Source organism: Streptomyces sp. NPDC050546, from assembly GCF_044457425.1.
In the GTDB taxonomy this organism is placed as follows: Bacteria; Actinomycetota; Actinomycetes; order Streptomycetales; family Streptomycetaceae; genus Streptomyces.
Window position 1 is genome coordinate 102,022 of the sequence record NZ_JBITGX010000011.1, and the last position, 26,027, is coordinate 128,048.

24 protein-coding genes and 1 riboswitch are annotated in these 26,027 nt (G+C 71.0%); of the genes, 15 read left to right on the forward strand and 9 right to left on the reverse strand.

Annotated features, from left to right (window positions below; all coding sequences use genetic code 11):
* The first annotated feature begins 1 nt into the window (after position 1).
* From ACIBK5_RS26700 to ACIBK5_RS26730, 7 genes are read left to right on the forward strand one after another with little or no spacing between them, the layout of a single operon-like run.
* Positions 2 to 424, forward strand: coding sequence for a phage tail protein (locus ACIBK5_RS26700; RefSeq protein ID WP_382496833.1), 423 nt, complete (start codon positions 2 to 4; stop codon positions 422 to 424).
* 17 nt (positions 425 to 441) lie between these two features.
* Positions 442 to 1,167 (forward strand): LysM peptidoglycan-binding domain-containing protein, encoded by a 726-nt coding sequence (locus ACIBK5_RS26705; protein ID WP_399023202.1) that lies wholly within the window; start codon positions 442 to 444, stop codon positions 1,165 to 1,167.
* On the forward strand, positions 1,167 to 3,068 hold the full coding sequence (locus ACIBK5_RS26710) for a VgrG-related protein (RefSeq protein ID WP_399023204.1): 1,902 nt from the start codon (positions 1,167 to 1,169) through the stop codon (positions 3,066 to 3,068). Before ACIBK5_RS26705 ends, ACIBK5_RS26710 begins: the two co-directional genes overlap by 1 nt.
* Before the next feature lie 55 nt (positions 3,069 to 3,123).
* The gene (locus tag ACIBK5_RS26715) at positions 3,124 to 3,546 is read left to right on the forward strand and encodes a GPW/gp25 family protein (protein WP_184598462.1); all 423 of its coding nucleotides are present in this window, start codon (positions 3,124 to 3,126) and stop codon (positions 3,544 to 3,546) included.
* Positions 3,546 to 5,507: a putative baseplate assembly protein gene (locus ACIBK5_RS26720; protein ID WP_399023206.1), complete on the forward strand. Its 1,962-nt coding sequence runs from the start codon at positions 3,546 to 3,548 to the stop codon at positions 5,505 to 5,507. Before ACIBK5_RS26715 ends, ACIBK5_RS26720 begins: the two co-directional genes overlap by 1 nt.
* A gap of 25 nt (positions 5,508 to 5,532) precedes the next feature.
* The gene (locus tag ACIBK5_RS26725) at positions 5,533 to 6,099 is read left to right on the forward strand and encodes a phage tail protein (protein ID WP_391102771.1); all 567 of its coding nucleotides are present in this window, start codon (positions 5,533 to 5,535) and stop codon (positions 6,097 to 6,099) included.
* The gene (locus tag ACIBK5_RS26730) at positions 6,096 to 7,847 is read left to right on the forward strand and encodes an NADase-type glycan-binding domain-containing protein (protein WP_399023208.1); all 1,752 of its coding nucleotides are present in this window, start codon (positions 6,096 to 6,098) and stop codon (positions 7,845 to 7,847) included. Before ACIBK5_RS26725 ends, ACIBK5_RS26730 begins: the two co-directional genes overlap by 4 nt.
* 60 nt (positions 7,848 to 7,907) lie before the next feature.
* On the opposite strand, the gene ACIBK5_RS26735 is transcribed toward ACIBK5_RS26730, so the two are convergent.
* Complete coding sequence (locus ACIBK5_RS26735; protein ID WP_399023210.1) at positions 7,908 to 9,347, reverse strand: gamma-aminobutyraldehyde dehydrogenase; 1,440 nt, start codon at positions 9,345 to 9,347, stop codon at positions 7,908 to 7,910.
* Positions 9,348 to 9,511: 164 nt separating this feature from the next.
* On the opposite strand from ACIBK5_RS26735, the gene ACIBK5_RS26740 reads away from it, so the two are divergent.
* The 7 genes from ACIBK5_RS26740 to ACIBK5_RS26770 all read left to right on the forward strand — a co-directional run bounded on the left by ACIBK5_RS26740 (position 9,512) and on the right by ACIBK5_RS26770 (position 16,529).
* Positions 9,512 to 10,051 (forward strand): Lrp/AsnC family transcriptional regulator, encoded by a 540-nt coding sequence (locus tag ACIBK5_RS26740; protein WP_189728046.1) that lies wholly within the window; start codon positions 9,512 to 9,514, stop codon positions 10,049 to 10,051.
* Between the two features lie 13 nt (positions 10,052 to 10,064).
* Positions 10,065 to 11,432 carry an aspartate aminotransferase family protein gene (locus tag ACIBK5_RS26745; protein ID WP_399023545.1) on the forward strand — a complete coding sequence of 456 codons (1,368 nt, stop codon included), beginning with the start codon at positions 10,065 to 10,067 and terminating at the stop codon, positions 11,430 to 11,432.
* 394 nt (positions 11,433 to 11,826) lie between these two features.
* Positions 11,827 to 12,576 carry an ABC transporter ATP-binding protein gene (locus ACIBK5_RS26750; protein WP_215118268.1) on the forward strand — a complete coding sequence of 250 codons (750 nt, stop codon included), beginning with the start codon at positions 11,827 to 11,829 and terminating at the stop codon, positions 12,574 to 12,576.
* A complete protein-coding gene (locus ACIBK5_RS26755; protein ID WP_399023213.1) occupies positions 12,558 to 14,012 on the forward strand; it encodes a hypothetical protein in 1,455 nt (484 codons plus the stop codon). Before ACIBK5_RS26750 ends, ACIBK5_RS26755 begins: the two co-directional genes overlap by 19 nt.
* 111 nt (positions 14,013 to 14,123) lie before the next feature.
* Positions 14,124 to 14,531: a VOC family protein gene (locus ACIBK5_RS26760; RefSeq protein WP_399023215.1), complete on the forward strand. Its 408-nt coding sequence runs from the start codon at positions 14,124 to 14,126 to the stop codon at positions 14,529 to 14,531.
* Between the two features lie 24 nt (positions 14,532 to 14,555).
* Positions 14,556 to 15,677: an LOG family protein gene (locus tag ACIBK5_RS26765; RefSeq protein WP_399023217.1), complete on the forward strand. Its 1,122-nt coding sequence runs from the start codon at positions 14,556 to 14,558 to the stop codon at positions 15,675 to 15,677.
* Between the two features lie 147 nt (positions 15,678 to 15,824).
* Positions 15,825 to 16,529, forward strand: coding sequence for an LAETG motif-containing sortase-dependent surface protein (locus ACIBK5_RS26770; protein WP_399023219.1), 705 nt, complete (start codon positions 15,825 to 15,827; stop codon positions 16,527 to 16,529).
* A 58-nt stretch (positions 16,530 to 16,587) separates the two neighbouring features.
* On the opposite strand, the gene ACIBK5_RS26775 is transcribed toward ACIBK5_RS26770, so the two are convergent.
* The 5 genes from ACIBK5_RS26775 to rlmN all read right to left on the reverse strand — a co-directional run bounded on the left by ACIBK5_RS26775 (position 16,588) and on the right by rlmN (position 22,473).
* Positions 16,588 to 17,385: a maleylpyruvate isomerase family mycothiol-dependent enzyme gene (locus tag ACIBK5_RS26775; protein WP_399023221.1), complete on the reverse strand. Its 798-nt coding sequence runs from the start codon at positions 17,383 to 17,385 to the stop codon at positions 16,588 to 16,590.
* A 24-nt stretch (positions 17,386 to 17,409) separates the two neighbouring features.
* Positions 17,410 to 18,429 (reverse strand): ABC transporter ATP-binding protein, encoded by a 1,020-nt coding sequence (locus ACIBK5_RS26780; protein WP_399023223.1) that lies wholly within the window; start codon positions 18,427 to 18,429, stop codon positions 17,410 to 17,412.
* Positions 18,429 to 20,096: an ABC transporter permease gene (locus ACIBK5_RS26785; RefSeq protein ID WP_399023225.1), complete on the reverse strand. Its 1,668-nt coding sequence runs from the start codon at positions 20,094 to 20,096 to the stop codon at positions 18,429 to 18,431. The genes ACIBK5_RS26780 and ACIBK5_RS26785 overlap by 1 nt, the downstream gene beginning before the upstream one ends.
* On the reverse strand, positions 20,072 to 21,112 hold the full coding sequence (locus ACIBK5_RS26790) for a thiamine ABC transporter substrate binding subunit (protein WP_399023547.1): 1,041 nt from the start codon (positions 21,110 to 21,112) through the stop codon (positions 20,072 to 20,074). The genes ACIBK5_RS26785 and ACIBK5_RS26790 overlap by 25 nt, the downstream gene beginning before the upstream one ends.
* Positions 21,113 to 21,235: 123 nt before the next feature.
* Positions 21,236 to 21,342: riboswitch (TPP riboswitch) on the reverse strand.
* Between the two features lie 24 nt (positions 21,343 to 21,366).
* Entirely contained in the window at positions 21,367 to 22,473 is a 1,107-nt protein-coding gene (gene rlmN / locus ACIBK5_RS26795; RefSeq protein ID WP_399023227.1) for a 23S rRNA (adenine(2503)-C(2))-methyltransferase RlmN, read from the reverse strand.
* 146 nt (positions 22,474 to 22,619) lie between these two features.
* Between rlmN and ACIBK5_RS26800 the strand changes: the two genes are divergently transcribed.
* A complete protein-coding gene (locus ACIBK5_RS26800; RefSeq protein WP_399023229.1) occupies positions 22,620 to 23,492 on the forward strand; it encodes an alpha/beta fold hydrolase in 873 nt (290 codons plus the stop codon).
* A gap of 235 nt (positions 23,493 to 23,727) precedes the next feature.
* Here ACIBK5_RS26800 and ACIBK5_RS26805 read toward each other — a convergent pair whose 3' ends face one another.
* The 3 genes from ACIBK5_RS26805 to frr form a co-directional block, all read right to left on the reverse strand.
* Positions 23,728 to 24,177, reverse strand: a complete 450-nt coding sequence (locus ACIBK5_RS26805) for an SRPBCC family protein (RefSeq protein ID WP_399023231.1) — start codon at positions 24,175 to 24,177, stop codon at positions 23,728 to 23,730.
* Positions 24,178 to 24,293: 116 nt separating this feature from the next.
* Positions 24,294 to 25,439, reverse strand: coding sequence for a phosphatidate cytidylyltransferase (locus ACIBK5_RS26810; RefSeq protein ID WP_399023233.1), 1,146 nt, complete (start codon positions 25,437 to 25,439; stop codon positions 24,294 to 24,296).
* Positions 25,439 to 25,996, reverse strand: a complete 558-nt coding sequence (gene frr, locus ACIBK5_RS26815) for a ribosome recycling factor (protein WP_215118279.1) — start codon at positions 25,994 to 25,996, stop codon at positions 25,439 to 25,441. The genes ACIBK5_RS26810 and frr overlap by 1 nt, the downstream gene beginning before the upstream one ends.
* Between the last annotated feature and the right edge of the window lie 31 nt (positions 25,997 to 26,027).

Here is a 26,027-nt window from a genome sequence, read left to right on the forward strand (position 1 = left end):
GATGTCCCGCCAGGACCCGGGCTCCACCATCTGGTTCACCCTCAGCATCGACGGTGAGAGCCTCGGCTACTTCAACGGATGCGAAGGGCTGTCGTCCCAGGTGGAGGTCGAGCAGCGCCAGGAGGGCGGCAACAACGGGTTCGTCTGGCAGCTGCCCACCCGTGTCACCTTCTCCACCATCCGGCTGACCCGCCCCCTCACCCCGGACACCACGAAAGTGGCCAAGTGGATCTCGTCCGTGCAGACGGGGATCAAACGGCCCACCGCACAGATCGCGGCGCTGCGCGCGGACGGTTCGGAGGTGGCCCGCTGGGGGCTGATCGACGTACTGCCGGTGAGCTGGAGCGGTCCCAGCCTGGACCCCGCCAACCCGGCCGTGGCGACCGAGGTCCTGGAGATCGCCCACCACGGGTTCACGGACTGAAGGGGCGGCACAGAGACATGGCACGAACCAGCGGCAGGGGCGCCGGAAAGAGTCTCGTCAGGGCGACGCTCGCGATCCACGAACCGCCCGTCGGCAAGAGCACCACACCCGGCGGGATCATCAAGACCTTCGGCTTCGACTTCAACCCCGCGCAGCTCTCCCTGACCCGCCGCGCCCAGTGGAAGTCGACGCCCGCGCAGATCGAACGGGACGGCGCCCTGCCGGAGTTCATGGGCGCCGAGGCGCGGGAGATGAGTGTGGAGATCTTCCTCGACTCCTCCGCCAAACCGACCGGCAACACCGTGCTGAAGAAGGTGGAGTCGCTGCTCGCCTGCTGCGAGGTGACCAACGCCAGCATCGCCGCGAAGCAGCCCTCGCCGCCCTGGGTGGTGTTCCAGTGGGGGTCGTTCTCCACCGCCCGGTTCACGGCGTACGTGAGCTCGGTGGAGGCGACGTACTCCCTCTTCGGCACGACCGGCGTGCCCATCCGCGCCACCTGCCGGCTCCAGCTGCACGAGATCCCCAGCAAGACCAAGAGGCAGAACCCGACGTCGGGCGCGCTCACCGCGCAGCGCGTGCACCGGGTCGTGGCGGGCGACTCGCTGCAGTCGCTGGCCTGGCGGGAGTACGGCAACGCCGCCGCCTGGCGCTCGATCGCCGAGGCCAACGGCATCGACGACCCGTCCCGGCTGCCCGCCGGTGCGGAACTGGTGCTGCCCGCCGCCGAGGAGGTACGTCCGTAATGGTGCAGTCCGCGTTCTCCAACGTCGTCGAGGTGAAGCTCGGGGGCGCCAAGCTGCCGCCCGAGTTCGCCCGGGCGCTGGTCGACAGCTACGTCGACCAGGGCGCCGGGGTGCCGGCCGCGTTCCGGCTGACGTTCCGGGACCCGTACCGGATCCTCCTGCGCGATCTGAAGGTCACCTTCGGTACGCCGGTGGTCATCGCGCCGGTGTCCGACGGCCAGGGCGCAGCCGACCCGCTGCTGACCGGTGAGGTCACCGGTCTGGAGGCCGACTACGACGGCACCGGCACCTTCACCGTGATCCGCGGCTACGACCTCGGGCACCGTCTGCTGCGGCGCCGCCGGGTGGCCGCCTACCGCAACCAGAGCGCGTCGGACATCGCGCGCAAGCTCGCCGCGCAGGGCGGGGTGCCGGTGGGGCGGGTGCAGTCGACGAAGACGGTGTACGAGTTCATCAGCCAGTCGAACGTCACGGACTGGGACTTCCTCGCCCGGCTCGCCGACGAGAACGAGATGGTGATGTCCCTCGACGCGGACGGCAAGTTCCAGTTCGTGAAGCCCAAGCCGTCGTCCGGGGCGCCCTCGCCGAAGACCGACGGCGACCGGAGCCCGTTCGTCCTCCAGGCCGGGCACGACATCCTGCGGCTGCGGGCCGCCGTCACCGCCGCCGACCAGGTCGGCAAGGTCGAGTCGCGGGGCTGGGACGTCACGACGAAGAAGAAGCTGACGGCGACCGCACCCGCCACCGACAACCCGGGCATCGGCATCGGCACGACACCCGGCGCGGCGGCCGGCAAGTTCAAGCCGGCCAAGCTGGTCGAGACGAGCACGCCGTACGACCGGCAGAACGAGGTGAAGTTCGCCGCCGACGCCCTCGCCGACGACCTCACCTCCTCGTTCGCCGAGCTGGAGGTCGTCGCGCGCGGAAATCCCAAGCTGCGCCCGGGGGTTCCGGTGACGCTCTCGGATGTCGGGCAGCCCTTCGAGGGCAAGTACACGGCCACGTCCGTACGGCATGTCTTCGGCGACGGCAGGCACTACGAGGCCTGGGTGACGGTCAGCGGACGGCAGTGGCGGTCGCTGTACGGGCTCGCCTCCGGCGGCAGCGAGAGCGCGCCGCGGCTGCCGAGCGTGGCCAACGCCCTGGTCACCGACGTGAACGACCCGCTCAAGCAGGGGCGGGTGCGGTTGCAGTTCCCCTGGCTGGACGACAGCTATGTCAGCGACTGGACGCGGACCGTGCAGTGGGGCGGCCTCGGCGGCGGCGGCATCTTCCCCATGGACGTCAACGACGAGGTGCTCGTCGCGTTCGACCGGGGAGCCCTCGACCACCCCTTCGTCATCGGCGGGCTCTACAACGGCAAGGACAAGCCGACGCCCGTGACCGACGTACCGCTGCACGACACCGTGCGCAAGAAGGCGAGCCGGCACACCGTCTCGGACCGGGACGGCAACCGGATGGACCTGCTCAGCCAGAAGACCGGCCTGCGGAAGCAGGGCGTCCGGCTGGCCTCGGGCGACAAGCAGCTGGTCATCAACCTGGACCGGACGAAGACCGAGATCGTCGTGGACAGCAAGGGTTCGGTCACCATCAAGGGGAGCCGGTCGGTGTCGGTCGAGGCCGGCACCGATCTCACGCTGAGCGCGAGGCGGTCCGTGAACATCAAGAGCGGCGGGTTGGTCAACATCCAGGGCCGCGGCCTGGTCAATCTCAAGTCGCTCGGCGGTGCGGTCACCGTGGACGCGATGGGCGCACTCAATCTCAAGGCGCTCGGCGCCGCGACGTTCACCGCGGGCGGCACGGTCCAGGTCAACACCATTGCGAATGTCGGCATCCGGGCGATCACCATCGCGCTGCAAGGCGCGGTGCTGGTCAACAGCAAGCCCTATCCGCTGCCGTGACGACCGTCGCGCTCTTCAAGATCGCCAGGATGAGGACAAGGCAGGTGGCCCACTGATGGCCGAGCAGTTCGTCGGCTCCGGCTGGTCGTTCCCGCTGCGCATCGGGCCGACCGGCGGGATCGCGCTGGTCAGCGGGGAGCGGGAGATCGAGGAGGCGATCCGGCTGGTCCTGTCGACCGCTCCGGGCGAGCGGCCGATGCGGCCGGACTTCGGCTGCGCGATCCACGACCTGGTGTTCGCGCCGGTCAACGAGCAGACCGCGGGCCGTATCCAGCACGAGGTGTACGCCAGCCTGGACCGCTGGGAGCCGCGCATCGAGGTCGACGACGTCGAGGTCACCGCCGGCACCGACCAGAGCGTCCTCTACATCGACGTCCGGTACTCGATCCGCGGCACCAACAACCCGCGCAGCCTGGTCTTCCCCTTCTACGTCATTCCGTCCCACGACGAGCCCGACGCCCCCGAAAGCGACCGCTGATGGCACTGCCCTCCCCCAACCTCGACGACCGCCGCTTCCAGCAGTTCGTCGACGACGCCAAGCGCTACATCCAGCAGCGCGCCCCGGAGTGGACGGACCACAACGTCTCCGACCCCGGTGTCACCCTCGTCGAGACGGTCGCGCACATGGCCGACCAGATCGTCTACCGGCTCAACCGGGTGCCGGAGAAGAACCACCTGGCGTTCCTCGACCTCGTCGGGATCACCCTGTTCCCGCCGTCCGCGGCCCGCACCGAGGTGACGTTCTGGCTGTCGGCTCCGCAGGAGGAGCCGGTGTGGGTGCCGGTGGGCACGGAGGTCGCCACGCTGCGCACCGAGAGCGAGGAGGCGGTGGTCTTCGCCACCGAGCGCGAACTGTCGGTGGTGCCCTGCGCGTTGCGTCATCTGCTGGTGCAGCACCGGGGTGAGCCGATGGCCGACCGGACCTCCGACCTCGCCGAGGAGGACAAGGACCTGCTGTGCTTCGCCGAGTCGCCCGGCCCCGGTGACGCGATGCTGTTCGGCCTGACCGCCGCGGTCCCGCACTGCGCGGTCGCCCTGGACCTGGACAGCCGGGTGGACGGCGTCGGTGTGGACCCGCGCCAGCCGCCGCTGGTGTGGGAGGCGTGGACCGCGGACGGCTGGCAGCCCTGCGAGGTCGACCGGGACGGCACGGGCGGCCTGAACCGGCCCGGCGAGGTCGTCCTGCACATCCCCGGCGGGCATGTGCTGTCCCGCAACGCCGGCCAGGAGGCCGGCTGGCTGCGCTGCCGGGTCACCGAACCCCGGCCGAACCAGCCCTTCTACACCACCTCGCCCACCGTGCGGGCCGCCGAGGCCTTCACGATCGGCGGCACGACCGCCGCCGTGCACGCCGAGACGGTGTACGACGAGGCGCTCGGCGAGTCCACCGGGCTGCCGGGGCAGCGGCTGCGCCTGGTGCACGCGCCCGTGGTCGGCGACGACCCGCCGGTGCTGCTGCAGACCGCCGAGCACGACGGCTGGACGGACTGGCGCGTCGTCCCGAACTTCGCGGGCTCCGGACCGTACGACCGGCACATCACCCTCGACGCCACGACCGGCGAGATCGCCTTCGGCCCGGCCGTGCGCGAACCCGACGGATCCCTGCGGCAGTACGGGATGGTCGCCCCCAAGGGAGCACCCGTCCGGGCCCGCCGCTACCGCACGGGCGGCGGCCGCGCGGGCAATGTGGCGCGCGGTGCCGTACAGGTCCTGCGCACCTCCATCCCGTACGTCTCCGAGGTCGTCAACCGCGAGGCCGCGCGCGGCGGTGTGGACGGGGAGACGGTGGAGGAGGCGAAGGTCCGGGCCCCGATCACCCTGCGCGCCCAGGAGCGTGCCGTGACGCTGCGCGACTACGAGGAACTGGCCCGCCGCGCCGCCCCGGAGACGGCTCGCATCACCTGCCTGGAGGGCGAGGAGGGCGAGCACGGGGCCTACGCGGTACGGGTGCTGGTCGTGCCGCAGGCCGTGCCGGACCCCGGCGGCCGGCTGCGCTTCGAGCAACTCGTGCCGGGTGACGCGCTGCTGGACCGCATCACCCGGCATCTGGACGAACGTCGCCTGATCGGGACCCGGTTGGCGGTGGGCCCGCCGTACTACCAGGGCGTCACCGTGGTGGCCACGGTGCATGCCTTCCGGGGTGTCGACACCGACCGGGTGCGCCGGGAGGCGCACGACGCCCTCTACCGGCACCTCGATCCGCTGACCGGCGGCACGGACGGCACCGGCTGGCCGTTCGGGCGGCCCGTCCAGGCCGGGGAGGTGTTCGCGGTGCTGCAACGCGTACCGGGGGTGGAGCTGGTCGACGAGGTGGTCCTGCACCCCGCGGACCCGCTCACCGGCAAGCGCGGCGAGCCGACGGACCGGATCGATCTGTCCGCGCCGTCGCTGGTGTTCTCGTTCGACCACCGCGTCCGGGTGATCGGAGACGGTTCGTGAAGAGCGATCTGACGGGGGGCGGCGCATGAGGGGCTCGATCGACGGCCTCGGATCCTCCTCGCCGATCGGCACGATGCTGCCGGCGGTGTTCGCCGACGACGATCTGGCCCAGCGCTTCGTCGGCGGGCTCGACGACGTGATCGCCCCGATCCTGAGCGTGCTGGACTGTCTCGACACCTACTTCCGCCCGTCCCTCACCCCGCTCGACTTCACCCAGTGGCTGGGGAGTTGGGTCGGCGCGGAGACCGCCGGCGACGAACCCGAGGCACGGCTGCGGGCGGCCGTGGCCGCCGCCGCGTATCTGCACCGCATCCGCGGCACCCGGCGCGGGCTGTCCGAGGCGGTCCGGCTCGCGTTCGGCGTGGAGCCCGAGATCACCGAGAGCGGTGGCGCCGCGTGGAGCGCCCGGCCGCTCGGCCCGTTCCCCGGGACGCCCCGCCCCCGTCTGCACGTCCACCTACGCCTTCCCGCCCCGACCCCCGCGGACCGCTACCGCCTGGAGACCCTCGTGTCCGCCGCCCGTCCCGCTCATATGCCGTACACGGTCCAGGTGACCGCCAGTGCCCCCGCCGAAAGGACCCGGGAGACATGACAACCCCCCAGAACTGCGCCGACTGCGGCACCCGCGCGGAACCGGGCCAGTCCTTCTGCGACGCCTGCGGGGCGGTACTGAGCTGGACGGACCGCCCGGCAGGCGGCACCGGCCCCCGCGCCGGGGCGTCCGGGCCGCCCGAGTCCTCCCGGTCCTCGGAACCGGCCTCGGCATCCCGGCCTCCCGCCCCGAGCCAGGCCTCTGAGCGGACCGGCCCCTCCCGGTCCCCAGGGACCGCCGGTGAGCCCGAGTGGACCGCGCGGGCCCGGACGTCCGAGCCGGCCCGGGACTCCGGGACCACCGGAGGTGCCAGGGGCTCGGGGTCCACCGGCCGCGCGAGGCCCGACGCCGAGCCAGGCGGCGCCTCCGCACCCGAGCCCGGCTGGGACGCCTTCGCCCGGCCGGACGGCGGGACGGGTCTGGCCCGCACACCCCGCGACCGGCTCGGCACCGGCACGGCGACGCACCAGAGCGCCACCCGCACGGCCGCCACGACCCCCGGCACATCCCGCCCGGCCACCGATCCGGCCACCGGTCCGGGCCCCGACGAAGCCGCCGCCCCCGGCGCGGCCTCCCCCCGGCACGGCGACCACCCCGGCACGCCCGGGACCACCGTGCCGGGCCCTGGCTCCCATGCCCGCCCCGGCACCACCGCTCACCCGGACACCGCCACGGGTCCCGGAGCCGCCCCTCACCACGACACCACCGGCCCCGGCACTCCCTCCATGGCCGACCGCTTCCCGGACGAAACCGCCCCCACCGAACCCGTCCCCCCGGTCGCCCAGCCCTCGCACCACCCCGCCGACGCCGGCTCCGGCTCCGGCTCCGGCTCCGACACACACGGCATGACCGACCGCGCCCGCAGCCTCCTCATCCCGGTGGGCGACCCCGAGCCCCGGCCCGAACCGCACCCCTCCGTCTCCCCGGTCCTGCCCGGCCGCCCCGAGCCGCAGCGCCCGGGGGCCGTACGCGCCCCCGGTCAGGAACAGGGCATGGACGGCGGCGCCCCCTGCCCCTGGTGTGCCACCCGCAACCGGCCCGAGCGGCACTTCTGCGCCCGGTGCGCGATGCCCATGGCCGGCGACGGCCCGGCCGGCCCGGCCCGGCTCCCCTGGTGGCGGCGGTTCGGCCCGTTCGGCAGCCAGGAGGCCCCGTGGGCGGGCGACCGCCCCCGGCTGCGCCGTGCCTTCGACCGGGTCCTGACCTGGCTGGGCATCGTGATCGTGCTGTCCCTGCTGGTCCTTCTGGTGATCAACATCCCCCAGGGGATCCAGGCCACCCGCGACCACTTCACCAAGCGCGCCGAGGTGTCCCCGGACCGCTTCGCCGCGTCCCGCTTCTTCCCGGGCCACAAGCCGGACCTGGCCTTCGACAAGCTCAACGACACCTGGTGGGGCCCGGGCGTCTCCGAGTCGGGCAAGGGCCAGTGGGTGGAGGCCCGTTTCGACCGGCCGACCCGGCTCCTGGACCTGATCATCACGCCGGGCGTCTCCATCCGCCCCGACAAGCTCCGTGAGTCGGCGCTCCCGCACCGCCTGGAGGTCACGATCACGGGGGCCGACGGCAAGAAGACGACCCGCCAGATCACCCTCGACCAGGGAGCGGGCCCCCAGCGGCGGGCCTTCCGCGTGGGCGAGGTCACCGCCGTCCGCTTCACCATCGAGTCCGCCCACGGCATCTCGGCGAAGAAGCAGGTCGCCATCGCGGAGATCGAGTTCTTCGGCCCGTCGAGCACGAACAGCTCCTGAGGGCGCACCGCGGCCCCGGACGGAAACCAACCGTCCGGGGCCGCGGCGTCGACCGGGTGACTACGCGTCCAGCGACGTCATCACGTGCTTGATCCGCGTGTAGTCGTCGAAGCCGTACGACGAGAGGTCCTTGCCGTAGCCGGACTTCTTGAAGCCGCCGTGCGGCATCTCGGCGACCAGCGGGATGTGGGTGTTGATCCACACACAGCCGAAGTCGAGCTTCTTGGACATCCGCATGGCGCGGCCGTGGTCCTTGGTCCACACGGAGGAGGCCAGCGCGTACTCGACGCCGTTGGCCCACTCCACCGCCTGCTCCTCGTCGGAGAAGGACTGCACGGTGATGACCGGGCCGAAGACCTCCTTCTGGATGATCTCGTCGGTCTGCTTCAGGCCCGAGACGACGGTCGGCGCGTAGAAGTAGCCCTTGTCGCCGACCCGCTTGCCGCCGGCCTCCACGCGCGCGTGCGCGGGCAGCCGGTCGATGAAGCCCTCGACCTGCTTGAGCTGGTTGGGGTTGTTGAGCGGGCCGAACAGCACGTCCTCGTCGTCCGGCTGACCGGTCTTGGTCTCGGACGCGGCCTTCGCCAGCGCGGAGACGAACTCGTCGTGGATGGACTCGTGGACGAGCACGCGCGTGGCGGCCGTGCAGTCCTGGCCCGCGTTGAAGTAGCCCGCGACCGAGATGTCCTCGACGGCCTTGGCGATGTCGGTGTCCTCGAAGACCACGACGGGCGCCTTGCCGCCCAGCTCCAGGTGGACGCGCTTGACGTCCTTGGAGGCGGACTCGGCGACCTGGATGCCGGCGCGCACCGAGCCGGTGATGGAGGCCATCGCCGGGGTGTCGTGCTCGACCATCATGCGGCCGGTGTCGCGGTCGCCGCAGATGACGTTGAAGACGCCCTTGGGGACGATCGATCCGATGATCTCGGCCATGAGGGCCGTCGAGGCCGGGGTGGTGTCCGACGGCTTCAGGACGACGGTGTTGCCCGCCGCGAGCGCCGGGGCGAACTTCCACACGGCCATCATCATCGGGTAGTTCCACGGCGCGACCTGCGCGCAGACACCGACCGGCTCACGGCGGACGATGGAGGTCAGGCCCTCCATGTACTCGCCGGCCGAGCGGCCCTCCAGCATCCGCGCCGCGCCCGCGAAGAAGCGGATCTGGTCGACCATCGGCGGGATCTCCTCGGAGCGGGTCAGCCCGATGGGCTTGCCCGTGTTCTCCACCTCGGCCGCGATCAGCTCCTCGGCGCGCTCCTCGAAGGCGTCCGCGATCTTCAGCAGTGCCTTCTGACGCTCGGCGGGCGTGGTGTCGCGCCAGCCGGGAAAGGCCTCGGCGGCCGCCGCCATCGCGGCGTCCACGTCCGCCTGCCCGGACAGTGGAGCGGTCGCGTACGCCTCACCCGTCGCGGGATTGACCACCTCGGTGGTCCGTCCGTCGGCGGCGTCCCGGAACTCACCGCCGATGTAGTTGCGCAGACGACGAAGCTCGGTGCTCACTGCCGGCCCTCCAGTTCGGATGTCCAGTACTTGAGACACCCACCCTAGTCGCCACGTCCACGTTTTCAACACCCCCACTCCCTTCATTCGTGCGGAATCCGCAGGCTTCGGCGACTGAAACAACGGATTTCATCGATCACGCCTTGCGGAAGTGACGAGACCTCGTGCACAGTGAGCTCGTGGCCAGTCGAAGCGCAGACCAGAAGGGGTCGCGGGAACTCCGCGAGTCCTCCCGCGAGTCCAGGAACGGCAGCTCGCCCCAGCTGGACGCCGTCTCCCTCGCCATCATCGAACAGCTCCAGGAGGACGGCCGCCGGCCGTACGCCGCCATCGGCAAGGCCGTGGGCCTGTCCGAGGCGGCCGTGCGCCAGCGCGTCCAGAAGCTGCTCGACCAGGGCGTGATGCAGATCGTCGCCGTCACGGACCCGCTCACCGTGGGCTTCCGCAGACAGGCGATGGTCGGCGTCAACGTCGAGGGCGACGTGGAGTCGGTCGCGGAGGCGCTGACGGCCATGCCCGAATGCGAGTACGTGGTGATGACAGCGGGCTCCTTCGACCTGATGGTGGAGATCGTCTGCGAGGACGACGACCACCTCCTCGAGGTCATCAACAAGCGCATTCGGGCCGTGCCCGGAGTGCGCTCCACCGAGAGCTTCGTTTACCTGAAGCTCAAGAAGCAGACCTACATGTGGGGAACCCGATAACCGTGAGGACCCGATAGCCGTGAGCAAGGACCTCTCCCAGTCCGCGTACGACCACCTGTGGATGCACTTCACGCGTATGTCGTCGTACGAGAAGGCCCCCGTACCCACCATCGTCCGTGGCGAGGGCACCTACATCTACGACGACCAGGGCAAGCGCTACCTGGACGGCCTCGCCGGCCTGTTCGTGGTGCAGGCCGGGCACGGCCGTGTCGAGCTCGCCGAGACCGCCTTCAAGCAGGCGCAGGAGCTGGCGTTCTTCCCGGTGTGGTCCTACGCCCACCCCAAGGCCGTCGAGCTGGCCGAGCGCCTCGCGCACCATGCCCCGGGCGACCTGAACAAGGTCTTCTTCACCACCGGCGGCGGTGAGGCCGTCGAGACCGCCTGGAAGCTCGCCAAGCAGTACTTCAAGCTGGTCGGCAAGCCCACCAAGCACAAGGTGATCTCCCGCGCGGTCGCCTACCACGGCACCCCGCAGGGCGCCCTGTCCATCACCGGCCTGCCGGGCCTGAAGGCCCCGTTCGAGCCGCTGGTGCCGGGCGCGCACAAGGTCCCGAACACCAACATCTACCGCGCCCCGCTCTTCGGCGACGACCCGGAGGCCTTCGGCCGCTGGGCCGCCGACCAGATCGAGCAGCAGATCCTCTTCGAGGGCCCGGACACGGTCGCCGCGGTCTTCCTGGAGCCGGTGCAGAACGCGGGCGGCTGCTTCCCGCCCCCGCCGGGCTACTTCCAGCGCGTCCGCGAGATCTGCGACCGGTACGACGTGCTGCTCGTGTCCGACGAGGTCATCTGCGCCTTCGGCCGCCTCGGCACGATCTTCGCCTGCGACAAGTTCGACTACGTCCCGGACATGATCACCTGCGCCAAGGGCATGACCTCGGGCTACTCCCCGATCGGCGCCTGCATCATCTCCGACCGCCTCGCCGAGCCGTTCTACAAGGGCGACAACACCTTCCTGCACGGCTACACGTTCGGCGGCCACCCGGTCTCCGCGGCCGTGGGCCTCGCCAACCTCGACCTGTTCGAGCGCGAGAACCTCCCCCAGCACGTCCTCGACAACGAGGGCGCGTTCCGCTCCACCCTGGAGAAGCTCCACGACCTGCCCATCGTCGGCGACGTCCGCGGCAACGGCTTCTTCTACGGCATCGAGCTGGTCAAGGACAAGAACACCAAGGAGTCCTTCAACGACGAGGAGACGGAGCGCGTCCTGTACGGCTTCCTCTCCAAGGCGCTGTACGACAACGGCCTGTACTGCCGCGCCGACGACCGCGGCGACCCGGTCGTCCAGCTCGCTCCGCCGCTGATCTCCGACCAGTCGACGTTCGACGAGATCGAGCAGATCCTGCGGGCCACCCTCTCGGAGGCCTGGACGAAGCTCTGATTTTCCTTAGGGAAGATCACCATAGGGATGATCAACAACGGCCCCGGTGCCGTCCGTTCGAGTGAGAAACGGGCGCCCGGGGCCGCGTGCTGTCCGGCTGCTTGCCGTGGGCTGCCTAGCGTGCCCATTGACTCCTCCCCCTCACGGGGGATTCCTGGCTCACGCTGCTCGGTCGCTCAGCGAGCGACCGAGTCTGACGCGATCAGCACCAGCCGGGTTGAGACCAGCCCGGGCGGCAGAAACGCCTAGGAGGCGGCACGTGCTTGGTTCTCGCGACGCGCTGTCCACGACACACGCTACCTGGGACCGAGCGCGTGACCAGCGACCTCTGCACTCGTTCGCCCGTACGAGGGACACAGCGCAGCATTTCCGACCAGAACCGAGGTGTACGCCCATGGAGGCCCCGCCGGACAACGACGTGCTCTGGGCACGTGCCCTGCACTTCCAGCACCACGACGGCTCGCCCGCGCTCTGCGGCGTCTCCCTCGGCGTCCGGGAGAGCGAGATCCTCGCCGTCAGCGGCCCGCGCGGCAGCGGCAAGACGACCCTGCTGCGGTGCCTGTCCGGCCTGGAGCCCGTCCGGCGCGGCGAGGTCTGGTTCAACAGCGTGCCCGTGCACACGATGGGCGCCCTCACCCGCGAGCGGCTGCGCCGCGACCGCTTCGGCTGGATCGACCCGGTCCCCTCGCTGGTCCCGGAGCTCAACGCCTGGGAGAACGCCGCCCTGCCGCTGATGCTGCGCGGCACCAGCCGGCGCCGCGCCAAGCGGGCGGCCCTGGAGTGGCTGGAGCGCCTGGACATCGGCGACGGCGCCCGCAAGCGCCCGCACCAGCTGAAGCAGGCCGAGCGCCAGCGGGTGTGCATCGCCCGCGCCCTCGCCCCGGCGCCCTCGGTCCTGTTCGCCGACGAGCCGACGGCGCCCCTGCACCGCGCCGACCGCGCCCACGCGCTGCGCACCCTCACCACGGCGGCCCGCTCGCACGGCATCACGGTCGTCCTGGCCACCCACGACCCGGACACCGCGGCCCTCGCCGACCGCACGGTCTTCCTGCTGGACGGGCGGCGCGTGCGGACGGTGCACCTGCCGCCGGTCGCGGAGACCACCGAGCCGGAAGGCCGGGCGGCGTGCTCGCTCTCCGTCTGACCCGCGCCGCCCACCCCGCCGTCCAGCTGCGCCGCCTGCTGGTCGCGGCGGCCTCGGCGGGCACGGGCTTCCTGCTGCTCTGCTCCCTGGGCTACGCGCTGGGCCACCCGGGCTCCCCCGGAGCCGCCGCACTGCGTCTGGCCTGGTGCGCGGCGCCCCTCGCCGCCACGGTGTACTTCGCCCTCGCGGTGGCCCGCACCGACCCCGGCACCAAGCCCCGCCCCGGCCTCTCCGCGATCGGTCTCGGACCGCTGCGCCTGATGGCCGTCTCGGCGACGACGACCGCCCTGTCCTGCGCTCTGGGCTCGATGCTGGCCCTGCTGTTCTTCCTGCATCTGCGGGGCGACCTGACGGGCCTGCCCTTCGACGGCGCGGCCGCCGAGGCCCTCGCCGCGGACCGGCCGCTGCCGCTGCCAGGAGCCCTGACGCTGCTGGCGCTCGTGCCCGCGGGCGCGTCCGTCGCGGTGGTGCTGGCGCTGCGGCCCAGGGAGCAGCGGGCGGCAGCGGCGGCCAGGGTGGTGTACGGCCGCTTCGGCGCGTACCGGCGCGTGAACACCCTCGAGACCTTCGGGACGCAGGGCCGTTCCGGCCGGCAGATCATCCGGCCCGGGGATGCTCCGGCCGGCGAGCCCGCCGGGCAGCAGAGCGGGCCCCCGGCGGCCCGGACCGGCGAACCGGCGTCGGCGGTGACCGTCACGGACGCCGGGAGCGCGGTCGCCACGATCGAGGACCCCGCTCCGCCCTCCGCCCGGCACACCGCGGCACCGGACACCACCGACGCCCCCACGGCCTCCGTGGCGCCGCTGCCGGACGCCGTCACGGCCGACGGCGCCCCCGCCACCGCCCCCTCCGGACTCCCCTGGGGCATCACCGTCCTGGCCGCGGGGCTCGCCGTGGAGACCTACGCGAGCCGTACCGCCCCCAAGGCGCCCGACCTCACCTTCTCCGGCGCCTCCCCCGGCGTCATGGCGGGCTGGATCCTGGCCACCGTCGGCCTGGCCCTGGTCGGCCCCGGTCTGACCCACCTGTGCGGCCGGCTGCTCCAGTCGGCCCGCCCCGGAGCCCTGCGGCTGCTGGCCGGCCGCATCCTGATGACGGAGGCCACCCGCATCGGCCGCCCCCTGGGCGTGGTCTGCGCGGTGCTGTCGGCCACCTACGCGATGGCGCTGCTGCACGCCCCGGACGGACTGTCGCTCGGCCCCCTCACCATCCTCGGCGTGCTGCTCGTGACCGGCTGCACCGTGGCGACGCTCCTGACGGCCGCAGTCGAGGCCCGGCAGGCCCGCGCCGACACGACCTCCGCGCTGCTGCGGCTGGGCGCCCCCGCGACCATGCTGCGCAGTGCCGCGGCCCTGCGCGCGGGCGCGCTGCTCGCCCTGTTCGCCCCGCTCACCCTGACGGTCGCGGAGCTGGCGGCGCTGCCGCTGGCGCGCTGAGGGCCCGCCTGGAAGCTCGTACGAAAAAAATCTCCGAACCGCGATGAGTTCCGCGCGGGCCCCCGGTCTATCCCCGCGTAACGACACAGAGCCCGTTGGGAGAGACTTCGCATGTACCAGCAGATGATCTTCGTGAACCTGTGCACCGGCGACCTCGGAGCGTCGAAGAAGTTCTTCACGGAGCTGGGCTTCACGATCAACGAGCAGTTCAGCGACGACACCACGGCCTCCGTCGTGATCAGCGAGACCATCGTCGTGATGGTGCACACCAAGGAGAAGTACTCCCAGTTCACCAAGAAGGAGATCGCGGACTCCAGGAAGAACAGCGAGGTGCTGATCGCGCTGAGCTCGGAGAGCCGCGAGAAGGTCGACGAGCTCGTGGAGAAGGCGGTCGCGGCCGGCGGCTCCGTCTCCGGCGAGACCCAGGACCACGGTTTCATGTACGGCCGGGCCTTCGACGACGTGGACGGCCACACCTTCGAGGTCGTGTGGATGGACCCGGCGGCCGTCCAGGGCTGAGACACGCTGTGCCAGCATGGGCGGGTGCAGACGATGCCCGCCCATGCGGCCCACCATGACGACCGTGAGATCGAGACGCTCGAGGAGTTCGACGCGACCGTCGCGGCGCGCGGCACACTCGCCGGTCACCGCGTCCAGGCCGTCGACCTGACGGACCGTACGCGCGAACTGCTCACCACGGACACGGCGGGCGCGGTCTTCCTCGGCTGCGCGATGCGCGAGGACGCGGCCGCGAAGATACGCGGGGACGGCGCCCTGGTCTTCCCGCCCGTCCCGGATCTGCCCTTCGATCCGTACCGAGGCCTGGTCTACTCGCCGGACGAGCTCTTCGCCTCCCTGCCGGACGGCTACGAGGCCACGCCCGACTCCCGCGCCTACGCCTGGTTCCAGCGCACGAAGGCCGACGGCGACATCTACGCGTCCATGCTGCGCGCGGTCCACGACGACTCCGTCTCGGACGCGCTCGACGAACTCCTGTCCGGCGCCCGGGTCGTGGGCGTGATGGGCGGCCACGCGATGGCCCGGGGCACCGAGGAGTACGCGGGGGCGGCGCGGCTCGGCCGCGAACTGGCCCGCGCCGGTTTCACGGTCGCCACCGGCGGCGGCCCCGGCGCCATGGAGGCGGCCAACCTCGGCGCGTACGCCGCCCCGTTCGACGACGAGATGCTCACCGAGTCGCTCGAACTGCTCGGCAAGGCACCGCGCTTCACCCCGTCGATCACCCAGTGGGCGGCAGCCGCCTTCGAGATACGCACCCGCTGGCCGCGGGGCGGCCGCTCCGTGGGTATCCCGACCTGGTTCTACGGCCACGAGCCGCCGAACGCCTTCGCCTCCCACATCGCCAAGTACTTCGCCAACGCCACCCGCGAGGACGGCCTGCTGGCCCGGTCCACGGCGGGTGTGGTGTTCCTGCCGGGCGCCGCCGGCACCGTACAGGAGATCTTCGACAACGCGACGCCGAACTACTATGAGTCGCGCGGCGAGCCGACGCCGATGGTGCTCGTGAACCGCGCGCACTGGACGGAGAAGCTGCCGACGTGGCCGCTGCTCCAGTCGCTGGCCAGGGGGCGTTCGATGGAGGCGCGGATCGCGCTGGTCGAGCGGATCGAGGAGGCGCCGGAGGCGTTGAAACGCCTCGGCGGTTAATAAGCAGGCAAAGCAAGTGCTTGCAAGCTGCATATGCGTTGACACTACTTATGCGGCGCTTATAAACCTGTGAGTCTCCCGGTAGTGCTGATGTTCCGTCACCACTGCCTCATCCCCCCGCTTTAACGCATCCTGTAAAGGACAAACGTGGCAGTTCTGTCCGTATCCCGCCGCGCACGTGCCGTGCGCATCCTCGGTGTCGTCTCGGCCTCGGCCGCGCTCGCGCTCGGTGCCTCCGGCACCGCGCTCGCCTGCAACATCAACGAGTTCTCCGCCGAGGCGAAGTGTGACGGCAAGAAGGGCGTCATCACCGTCACCGACGTGGACCCCGCCGGCATCAAGGCGACGGTCACCGTGTACCTGCAGAACAACGGCGCCGACGCCAAGAAGGTCGGCGAGCAGGAGGTCAAGGGCTCGCGCGAAGGCACCACCATCACCTTCACCGAGAACTGGAAGCCGAACGCGGAGTACCGCATCCATGTGAAGGCCACTCCGTACGTCGACGAGGACATCAAGCCGAACCTCGTCACCCCGGCCACGGCCTGCAAGAAGGAGGAGGAGCCCCCGGCTTCGACTCCCCCGGCCACGCCGACCCCCTCGACCCCGTCCCCGTCGGCCTCCCCCTCGAAGCCGGCCGAGGAGACCGACACCCCGGCTCCGACGCCGTCGGAGAGCGAGAGCACCACGCCGGCGGGCAACGCGCCCGGCCCGGCCGGTGACTCCAACCTCGCCGAGACCGGCGCCAACTCCAACACCGGCATCATCGCCGGGATCGCGGCGGCCCTGGTCGTCGTCGGTGGTGGCGCGGTGTTCTTCGGCATGCGCCGTCGTGGGGCGAACAGCGACAGCTGACGCCCGCGCATCCGTGCACGGTGGTGGCCCGTCCCCTTCGCGGGGGCGGGCCACTGTCCTATCCGAAGGTCGCCCGCTCCAGCCAGAACTCCAGCAACTCCCGCTCCCCCAGTACCTCCAGCTCCGGAGCGTCCAGCGGCAGCCGCCGGTAGAACGCGAGCAGGACGGAGGTCAGCGGCCCGCGCAGGGCGACCGTGGCCTTCTCATGGCCCCGGCGCCAGGTGACACCGTCCTCGGTGAGCGCGATCAGCCACTCGGCGTTCACCTCCGGCCCGGTGTCGGTGGCGTGCAGGTGGATGCCGCGGCCCGGGCCGCGCAGTTCCCTCGCCGCCTCGTCGTGCGGGTCCGTCTGCGCGTACTCCACGATCTGAAGCCACTCGTCGATCGCGTCGGCGGCGATGTCGGGCGCCACCTCGTAGGGCAGTCCGGCGGCGAGCGTGGCGTCCGCGCGGTGCACGGTGACCTCGTGCGCCATCCGGCGGGCCCAGAACCCGGCGTTGTGGATCCCCGCCCAGCCCCACACCTTCGCGTCCGGCCCGGCCTCCCGCAGCGCGGCGACGACCTGCTCACCCGCCTCCCCCAGCCACGCGTCCAGCGCGGCGGCGTCACCCCGGGACTCAGGCCCCTCGCCACCCGGCACCTGCTCCTCGGGCACCTCCTCCCGGGCCCGGGTCCGCACCATGAGCTCCACCCAGCGCAGGGCGCCGCCCGTATGCCGGACCAGCTCCTCCAGCGACCAGTCCGGGCAGGTCGGCACAGTGGCGGACAAGTCGGTACCGGACGTCACCACCGACCTCAACAGGCTGACCTGGTGGGCGATTTCGCCGCAGTAGCGCTCGTGCGCGAGGAGTGTCATGCCCGCACCATAGGCGGGCGACGATCAGTCGAGCACGGCGATTTCCGCCGCGTCGAACTCCACTCCGGCCTCGTCCCCGACCTCCGGCGCCGCCCGCAGCGCGCACGCCGCCTCCAGACGCGGGGCGTCCTGAGGCTGGAGGTGGACGGAGACATGGGTGCCCTTGAAGGTGCGGGCGGTCACCGTGCAGCGCAGGCCCTCGCCGACGGGCACCAGGCGTACGCCGGCGGGTCGCACCAGGAGGGTCCGAGTGCCCTGCGGGGCGCCCTCCGGCACCGGCACCTTGCCCCACGGCGTGTCCGCGGCCTCCGCACCCACCGTCGCCTCGACGACGTTCTCGAAGCCGAGGAAGCGGGCCACGAACGCGTCGGCCGGCCGCTGCCACACCTCGAGCGGCGTACCGGACTGGGCGATCCGCCCGTCCCGCATCACCACGACCCGGTCGGCCAGCGCGAAGGCCTCCCCCTGGTCGTGCGTCACGGCCAGCACGGTCGTACCCAACCGGCCGAACAGCTCACGCAGTTCCACGACCAGCCGTTCCCTCAGCGACCGGTCGAGCTGGCCCAGCGGCTCGTCCAGCATCAGCAGCCTGGGGCTCGGCGCCAGGGCCCGGGCCAGCGCCACCCGCTGCTGCTCCCCACCGGACAGCGCGGCGACGGCCCGGCGGCCCGCGCCCGGCAGCCCAACGAGATCCAGCAACTCCTTTACTCGCTCGGCCTGTTGCCGTTTCGACGCCCCGTGCATCCGCAGCCCGAAGGCGACGTTGCCGCCCACGTCCCGCTGCGGGAACAGCTGATGGTCCTGGAACATCAGCCCGACCCCGCGCCGGTGCGCGGGCACGCCCGCCTGGTCGCGCCCGTCCAGCGCCACCCGCCCCGAGTCGAGCGGCTGCAGCCCGGCCACGGCACGCAGCAGGGTCGACTTGCCGCTGCCGCTGGGCCCGAGCACACACACGATCTCGTGCTCGGCGACCTCCAGATCGACGGCGTCCAGCACGGCCCGTCCACCCAAGCGGACCGTCGCGCCCTCCAGCGCCAGCAGCATCAGAACTCTCCTGTCCGGTCGGCGGTCCTGAGCCTCTCCAGCACCAGCAGGGCCACAGCGCACACCACCATCAGAATCGTCGAAAGGGCCATCGCCTGGCCGTAGTTGAGGTCCCCGGGCCGACCCAGCAGCCGCGCCACGGCCACCGGCAGCGTCGGATTGTCGGGCCGCGCGATGAACACCGTCGCCCCGAACTCCCCGAGCGACACCGCGAAGGCGAACCCGGCCGCGATCAGCAGCGCCCGCCGCACCATCGGCAGATCCACCTCCCGCCACACCCGCCAGGGCGAGGCCCCGAGCACCGAGGCCGCCTCCCGCAGCCGCGCGTCCACCGCCCGCAGCACGGGAAGCATGGTCCGCACGACGAACGGCACCCCGACCAGCGCCTGCGCGAGCGGCACCAGGATCCACGAGGACCTCAGATCCAGTGGCGGCTCGTCGAGGGCGATCAGGAACCCGAAGCCGACGGTCACCGCGGACACCCCGAGCGGCAGCATCAGCAACGCGTCGAAGCCCCGCACGAACCGCCCGGCGTCCCTGCGGGTGAGCGCGACGGCGGCGAGACCGCCGATCACCACGGCGATCACGGTGGCGGCGAGGGCGTACTCCAGCGAGTTGCCGATCGCCTCGATGGGCGGCACCAGGAACACCCCGCCGTCGGCCCTGGTCAGCGCCCGGTAGTAGCCGAACCCGGGCGCGTCCAGCGACCGCTGCACCAGCACGGCGAGCGGCAGCAGAAGCAGCACGACGACGGTCACGAGCACCCCGCCGAGCAGCGCCCACTGCCCGGCGCCGCGCGGCCGGCGCGCGGTCACCGACGCGTCCACCAGCCGCAGCGCGGTCTCCCGCCGCCGTACGGTCCAGGCGTGCAGGGCGAGGATCGCGCCCACGGCGACGAACTGGATCAGCGTCAGCACGGCCGCCGTGGACAGGTCGAAGATCTCCGACGTCTGCCGGTAGATCTCCACCTCCAGGGTCGAGAAGGTGGGCCCGCCGAGGATCTGGACGACACCGAAGGAGGTGAAGGTGAACAGGAAGACCATGAGCGCGGCGGCGGCCACCGCGGGCCCGAGCGCCGGCAACGTGACCTGCCGCCAGGCCTTCCAGGGCGACGCCCCGAGCATCCGCGCGGCCTCCTCCTGCCGCGGATCCAGCTGTGCCCAGAGCCCGCCCACGGTCCGTACGACGACCGCGTAGTTGAAGAAGACGTGCGCGAGCAGGATCGCCCACACGGTGGTGTCCAGCCGTACGCCCCACAGCTCGTCGAGCAGCCCGCCCCGCCCGACCAGCGCCAGGAACGCCGTACCCACGACGACCGTGGGCAGCACGAACGGGACGGTCACGGCCGCCCGCAGCACCTGCTTGCCCCGGAAGTCGAAGCGCGCGAAGACGTACGCGCCGGGGAGTGCGATCAGCAGGGTGAGCGCGGTGGAGACGAGCGCCTGCCAGGTGGTGAACCACAGGACGTGCCGGACGTCGGACTGCGCCAGCACCTCACCGATGCGCCCGAACCGCCAGGCCCCGTCGACCTTCAGCCCACGCGCGACGATCGCGGCGACGGGGTAGGCGAAGAACGCGGCGAAGAACGCGACGGGCAGGGCGATGAGCCCGAACCGCGCCACCGCGCCCCGCCTCCGGCCGGCTACTTGAGTACGAGTGAGGTCCACGACTTGACCCACTGATCACGGTTCTCGGCGATCTTCGCCGGGCCCAGGGTCTCGGGATCCTTCGCCTGCGGCCCGAACTTCACGAACTCCGGCGGCACCTGGGCGCCCTCGCGCACCGGGTACACGAACATGTTGAGCGGCATGTCCTCCTGGAACCGCTCGGAGACCAGGAAGTCGAGGAGCGCCTTGCCGCCCTTGGTGTTCTTGGCGTTGCTCAGCAGCCCGGCGTACTCGACCTGCCGGAAGCAGGTGCCCTCGGCGACCCCGGTCGGTGCCGTGTCGGGCTTGGGGTCGGCGTAGAGAACCTCGGCGGGCGGCGAGGACGCGTACGACACGACGAGCGGCCGGTCGCCCTTGGCCTTCTTCCCGCCGGACGATCCGGAGAACTCCTGGTTGTAGGCCTGCTCCCAGCCGTCGACGACCTTCACGCCGTTGGCCTTGAGCTTCTTCCAGTAGCCCTCCCAGCCGTCGTCCCCGTACTTCGCGGCGGTGCCGAGCAGGAACCCGAGTCCGGGCGAGGAGGCGGAGGCGTTCTCGGTCACGAGCAGGTTCTTGTACTGCGGCTTGACGAGATCGTCGAAGCTCCGCGGCGGTTCCAGCTTGTGATCGGCGAAGTACTTCTTGTCGTAGTTGACGCAGATGTCGCCGGTGTCGACGGGCGTGACCCGGTGCTCGCCCTGGTCGGCCCGGTACTCGGCCTTGATCCGCTCCGAGCCCTTCGCCTCGTACGACTGGAACAGCCCGTTGTCGAGCGCCCGCGAGAGCAGCGTGTTGTCGACGCCGAAGAAGACGTCGCCCTGCGGGTTGTCCTTGGTGAGGATCGCCTTGTTCACGGCCTGCCCGGCGTCGCCGTCCTCCAGGACATTGACCTTGTAGCCGGACTGCTTCTCGAAGGCGGCGATGACGCCCTTGGACGCGGCCCACGAGTCATGGCTGACGAGCGTCACGGTCTTATTGGAGTCACCGGACCCCTGACCGCCGCCGGACGACCCGCACGCGGCAAGCGCGCCGGCCATACCGAGCCCGACGACCACAGCCGTCAACCGCTTCTTCTTGCTACTCACTGGATTCCTCCTGGATGACCAGGAGAAGACGCGGCCCTGCCCGGGACTTCCGTGGTCCCGGGCAGGGCGCAACAGCTCGAGTGATGACCGATCTCCCTACCCAGAATGACCTGGGCCAGGTTCGGAGGGTCTGCGGCCGTGTGCCGCACTCTCAGCGCTGTGGCGCTCCCCTGTCGGAATATGAAGGTGTATGTACGACGGTCAGACTACCGTTCGGTGGCCGCGAGCTGACCACACGCCCCGTCGATCTCCTGCCCACGGGTGTCCCGGACCGTCACCGGCACACCATGGGCGGCGATGGCCTCCACGAACGCCTTCTCGTCCTCGGGCCGCGAGGCGGTCCACTTCGACCCCGGCGTCGGGTTCAGCGGGATGAGATTGACATGCACGGGCTTGCCCTTGAGCAGCCGCCCGAGCCGGTCGCCCCGCCAGGCCTGGTCGTTGATGTCCCGGATCAGCGCGTACTCGATGGACAGCCGCCGCCCGGACTTGGCGCTGTACTCGAACCCGGCGTCCAGCACCTCCCGGACCTTCCACCGCGTGTTCACCGGGACGAGGGTGTCGCGCAGCTCGTCGTCGGGCGCGTGCAGCGAGATGGCCAGCCGGCACTTGAAGCCCTCGTCGGCGAAGCGGTGGATCGCCGGCACGAGACCGACCGTCGAGACGGTGATCCCGCGCTGCGAGAGCCCCACCCCGTCGGGCTCGGGGTCGGTCAGCCGCCGGATGGACCCGATGACCCGGTTGTAGTTGGCGAGCGGCTCGCCCATGCCCATGAACACGATGTTGCTGAGCCGGGCGGGCCCACCGGGGACCTCCCCGTCCCTGAGCGCCCGCATACCGTCGACGATCTGGTGCACGATCTCGGCGGTGGACAGATTCCGGTCAAGACCCGCCTGCCCGGTCGCGCAGAACGGGCAGTTCATCCCGCACCCCGCCTGCGAGCTGATGCACATGGTCACCCGGTCCGGGTACCGCATCAGCACGGACTCGACGAGCGTCCCGTCGAACAGCCGCCAGAGCGTCTTGCGCGTGGTGCCCTGGTCGGTCGACAGATGCCGCACGACGCTCATCAGCTCGGGCAGCAACGCCTCCCGCAGCTTCCCCCGGGCACCGGCCGGAATGTCGGTCCACTGCTCCGGCTCGTGCGCGTACCGCGCGAAGTAGTGCTGCGAGAGCTGCTTGGCACGAAACGGCTTCTCCCCGACAGCAGCGACAGCCTCCTTGCGCTCGGCAGGAGTGAGATCAGCGAGATGCCGCGGCGGCTTCTTGGCTCCGCGGGGGGCGACGAAAGTGAGTTCTCCGGGTGCAGGCATAACCCTCCCAGTGTCGCAGATCAACTCGGGGAGATCAGGCGAGAGCCGGGTGGGGACGGTCACCTGTGATCGCCGGCTGGGGACGGACGGCGACAAGCGATACGATACGTCTCGTATCACTGGAGTTCTGAGGTCAGGGGAGCACCATGGAACGCTTTGTCGACGCAGCGCCCGGCATACGCCTATGGGCGGAAGATCGTGGCACCGCCGATGCGCCTTCACTCTTGTTGATCATGGGTGCGCAAGCGTCCGGCCTGGGCTGGCCGGACGAACTGGTGGACATGCTCGCCTCTCGTCATCATGTGATCCGCTACGACCATCGCGACACCGGCCGCTCCACCTGGCCGTTCGACCAGCAGCCCTACCCCCTCACCCAACTCGCGGAAGACGCCGTCACCGTACTGGACGCTCTCGGCGTCGAACGCTCCCATGTAGTGGGCATGTCACTGGGCGGGATGCTCGCCCAGCTCCTTGTCGCCGACCACCCCGATCGCCTTCTCAGTGCCACCCTGATCGGCACCAGCGCACTCAGCACTGCCCCGTACGTGGGCCCGGACGGAACACGGATCCCGCCCGAGGAACTTCCCGGCATCGCACCCCGATTGCTGGAGATGTGGGCCCGCCCCGTGCAGGACCGGGGCCTGGAAGCCGAACTGGAGCGGCGGGTTGAGCACTGGCGGGTCTTGGGCGGCGATCAGATTCCCTTCGACGCCGAGTACGCCCGCACCCTGGAACGCAAGGTCATCGAACACACTGGGCACTACAGCACGAGCACCGCGCACGCCCGTGCCGACGCCTCCGGAATGGACCGCACTGAGCAGCTGGCACAGACCAGCGTGCCCACCCTCGTGATCTCCGCCCCGGCCGAACCGGTCGCCCCGCCACCGCACGCCCACCACCTCGCCCAGGCGATCCACGGCGCACGCATCGTGGAAATACCTGGCATGGGTCACGCCCTCCCTCACGAGGTGCATGCCCCACTCGCCACCGCAATCCTGGAGCACACCGACCACTGCTGATGCTCAGCGATGTCGATGTCCCAACGGTTCCGCCGGCCCGACTGAGAATCGTTCCGAGACGGCGATTGCGGTCAGCGATGACGTGAGGTCGGCGGAACGGCTTTGGGCGGGAGCTGCTTTGGGGCGAATGATCATGGCCCCGTACTTCATGCCCGCAGCCGCCGAGCGCGCCGCCTGAGCACGAGTTGGCGCGCGAGGGCCCGTGCCCCGCCCGCGACACCCGGAGAGAGGCGTTCTACGCGCCCGCGTGCTCCAGCCGGTCCTTGAGGAGTTGCTCGTTGCGCGGGAGTTCCTTGCGGACCTGGGGGCGCATGACGAGCGGAACCAGGATCTTGCCGACGCCGTGGCTCTCGAAGTCGATCTCGATCGTCACGTGCGAGCGCTGCCCCTCGTCGAACGGCTCGACCTCGCCGTGCACCCGTGCCCGTACGGGGCCGTCGACACCGCGCATGCCCCAGGTGTGGGGCGGGTCGTACTCGACGACCTCCATGGTCATCGGCATCACGCGGCGACCGACGTGCCGGGTGACCCGGAACCGGGAGCCGATACCGAAGGGCCCCTCGTCGAGGCGCTCCGCGGACACGGCGCTCAGCTGCCACTCCGGCATCCGCGGGGTGTCCATGACGTAGTCGTAGACGTCCTCGGGACGCCGGTCGACATCGATGCTCTGTCGAATGATGGACATAATGTCCCCCTTTGCGACCTACACCTGAATCGTCCCACTCGGCGCGTTCCGCTGCCTCCCCGGAACGACAGTGAGCTCCCGCCCACAAGGACGGGAGCTCACTGGACGCGGTCCGCTCAGCCGGACCCCACGAAGAGCACGAGCAGCAGCCACACCACCGGAGCCGTCGGCAGCAAGGAGTCGAGCCGGTCCATGATGCCGCCGTGACCGGGCAGCAGCGTGCCCATGTCCTTGATGCCGAGGTCCCGCTTGATCATGGACTCGCCGAGGTCGCCGAGCGTGGCGGTGACCGCGACCGCGAGGCCGAGCACCAGGCCCTGCCACCAGGCGCCGTCGTCGATGAGGAACTCCATGCACAGCGCCCCCGCGACCATGGCGAAGGCGACCGCGCCGAGCAGGCCCTCGCGGGTCTTGCCGGGGCTGATGCGCGGTGCGAGCTTGGTCCGGCCGAAGCGCCAGCCGACGGCGTAGGCACCGGTGTCGCTGACGACCGTCAGCAGCAGGAAGGTGAGCACCCGCTGCGGCCCGTCGTCCGCGGTGAGCATCATCGCGACGAAGGTCGCAAGGAACGGCACGTAGAACGCCGCGAAGACGCCCGCCGTGACGTCCCGGAGGTAGCCCTCGGGCGGCTCCGTCATGCGCCAGACGAGCACGGCCAGCGTGGTGAGCGCCATGGCGACCCAGGCGCCCTCGGCGCCCCGGACGTACCCGGAGACGACCATCGCGGCACCGCCGAGCGCGAGCGGAACGAGCGGCGCCCGGATGCCCTTGCGTTCGTCCAGCCGCTTGGTCAGCTCCCACAGGCCGACCACGACGGCGACCGCGACGACGCCGACGAACACGGCCTTGACGACGAACAGCGACGCGACGATCACCGCGCCGAGCCCGACCCCGACCCCTATCGCGGCACTCAGGTCGCGGCCCGCGCTCTTCTTCGGCGGCTTGGGTGCCGGCTGCGAGGCGTCGGGCATGGGTTCCGGATTCGTCTCGTTTCGGACCGGCGGGCCGCTCAGCCGAGCAGCCCTCCGGCCGTCATCCTGGTTTTCGCCGTGGTCGGCTACGTCAGGCACGATGGGCATGGGGCGAGTCTGAGGCGCTTCATACGCATCGTATGCGGGACCCGCCGGAGCGGCCCCCTGGACGTGCCCATGGCCAGGACTCTGGACGTGGCCCGGACTCTGGACGTGCCCGTGGCCATGCCCTTGGTCGGTGGGCCCCCAGTACCCGGCCTGTGGCGGCGCCCCCCAGGAAGAGTCGTTCATCAGACCTCGAGCAGCTCCGCTTCCTTGTGCTTCAGGAGCTCGTCCACCTGCGCGACGTACTTCGCGGTGGTGTCGTCGAGCTCCTTCTCCGCACGGCGGCCCTCGTCCTCGCCGACCTCGCCGTCCTTGATCAGCTTGTCGATGGCCTCCTTGGCCTTGCGGCGCACGGAGCGGATCGAGATCTTCGCGTCCTCGCCCTTGCCCTTGGCGACCTTGATGTACTCGCGGCGGCGCTCCTCGGTCAGCTCGGGGAACACCACTCGGATGATGTTGCCGTCGTTGCTCGGGTTGACGCCCAGGTCGGAGTCGCGGATCGCCTGCTCGATGTTGCGCAGGGCCGTCTTGTCGAACGGGGTCACTACCGCCATGCGCGGCTCCGGCACGGAGAACGAAGCCAGCTGGTTGATCGGCGTCGGCGCGCCGTAGTAGTCGGCCACGATCTTGTTGAACATCGCCGGGTGCGCACGGCCGGTGCGGATCGCGGCGAAGTCCTCCTTGGCGACCACGACGGCCTTCTCCATCTTCTCCTCGGCCTCGAGGAGGGTCTCTTCGATCACCACTTGCTCCTGCGTGTCTTGAGTAGGCCCG

Coding starts and splice junctions, on each gene's coding strand:
- ACIBK5_RS26700 (WP_382496833.1), top strand. CDS start 2: ATGTCCCGCCAGGACCCGGGCTCCACCATCTGGTTCACCCTCAGCATC.
- ACIBK5_RS26705 (WP_399023202.1), top strand. CDS start 442: ATGGCACGAACCAGCGGCAGGGGCGCCGGAAAGAGTCTCGTCAGGGCG.
- ACIBK5_RS26710 (WP_399023204.1), top strand. CDS start 1,167: ATGGTGCAGTCCGCGTTCTCCAACGTCGTCGAGGTGAAGCTCGGGGGC.
- ACIBK5_RS26715 (WP_184598462.1), top strand. CDS start 3,124: ATGGCCGAGCAGTTCGTCGGCTCCGGCTGGTCGTTCCCGCTGCGCATC.
- ACIBK5_RS26720 (WP_399023206.1), top strand. CDS start 3,546: ATGGCACTGCCCTCCCCCAACCTCGACGACCGCCGCTTCCAGCAGTTC.
- ACIBK5_RS26725 (WP_391102771.1), top strand. CDS start 5,533: ATGAGGGGCTCGATCGACGGCCTCGGATCCTCCTCGCCGATCGGCACG.
- ACIBK5_RS26730 (WP_399023208.1), top strand. CDS start 6,096: ATGACAACCCCCCAGAACTGCGCCGACTGCGGCACCCGCGCGGAACCG.
- ACIBK5_RS26750 (WP_215118268.1), top strand. CDS start 11,827: ATGGAGGCCCCGCCGGACAACGACGTGCTCTGGGCACGTGCCCTGCAC.
- ACIBK5_RS26760 (WP_399023215.1), top strand. CDS start 14,124: ATGTACCAGCAGATGATCTTCGTGAACCTGTGCACCGGCGACCTCGGA.
- ACIBK5_RS26775 (WP_399023221.1), bottom strand. CDS start 17,385: ATGACACTCCTCGCGCACGAGCGCTACTGCGGCGAAATCGCCCACCAG.
- ACIBK5_RS26780 (WP_399023223.1), bottom strand. CDS start 18,429: ATGCTGCTGGCGCTGGAGGGCGCGACGGTCCGCTTGGGTGGACGGGCC.
- ACIBK5_RS26790 (WP_399023547.1), bottom strand. CDS start 21,112: ATGGCCGGCGCGCTTGCCGCGTGCGGGTCGTCCGGCGGCGGTCAGGGG.
- rlmN (WP_399023227.1), bottom strand. CDS start 22,473: ATGCCTGCACCCGGAGAACTCACTTTCGTCGCCCCCCGCGGAGCCAAG.
- ACIBK5_RS26800 (WP_399023229.1), top strand. CDS start 22,620: ATGGAACGCTTTGTCGACGCAGCGCCCGGCATACGCCTATGGGCGGAA.
- ACIBK5_RS26805 (WP_399023231.1), bottom strand. CDS start 24,177: ATGTCCATCATTCGACAGAGCATCGATGTCGACCGGCGTCCCGAGGAC.
- ACIBK5_RS26810 (WP_399023233.1), bottom strand. CDS start 25,439: ATGAACGACTCTTCCTGGGGGGCGCCGCCACAGGCCGGGTACTGGGGG.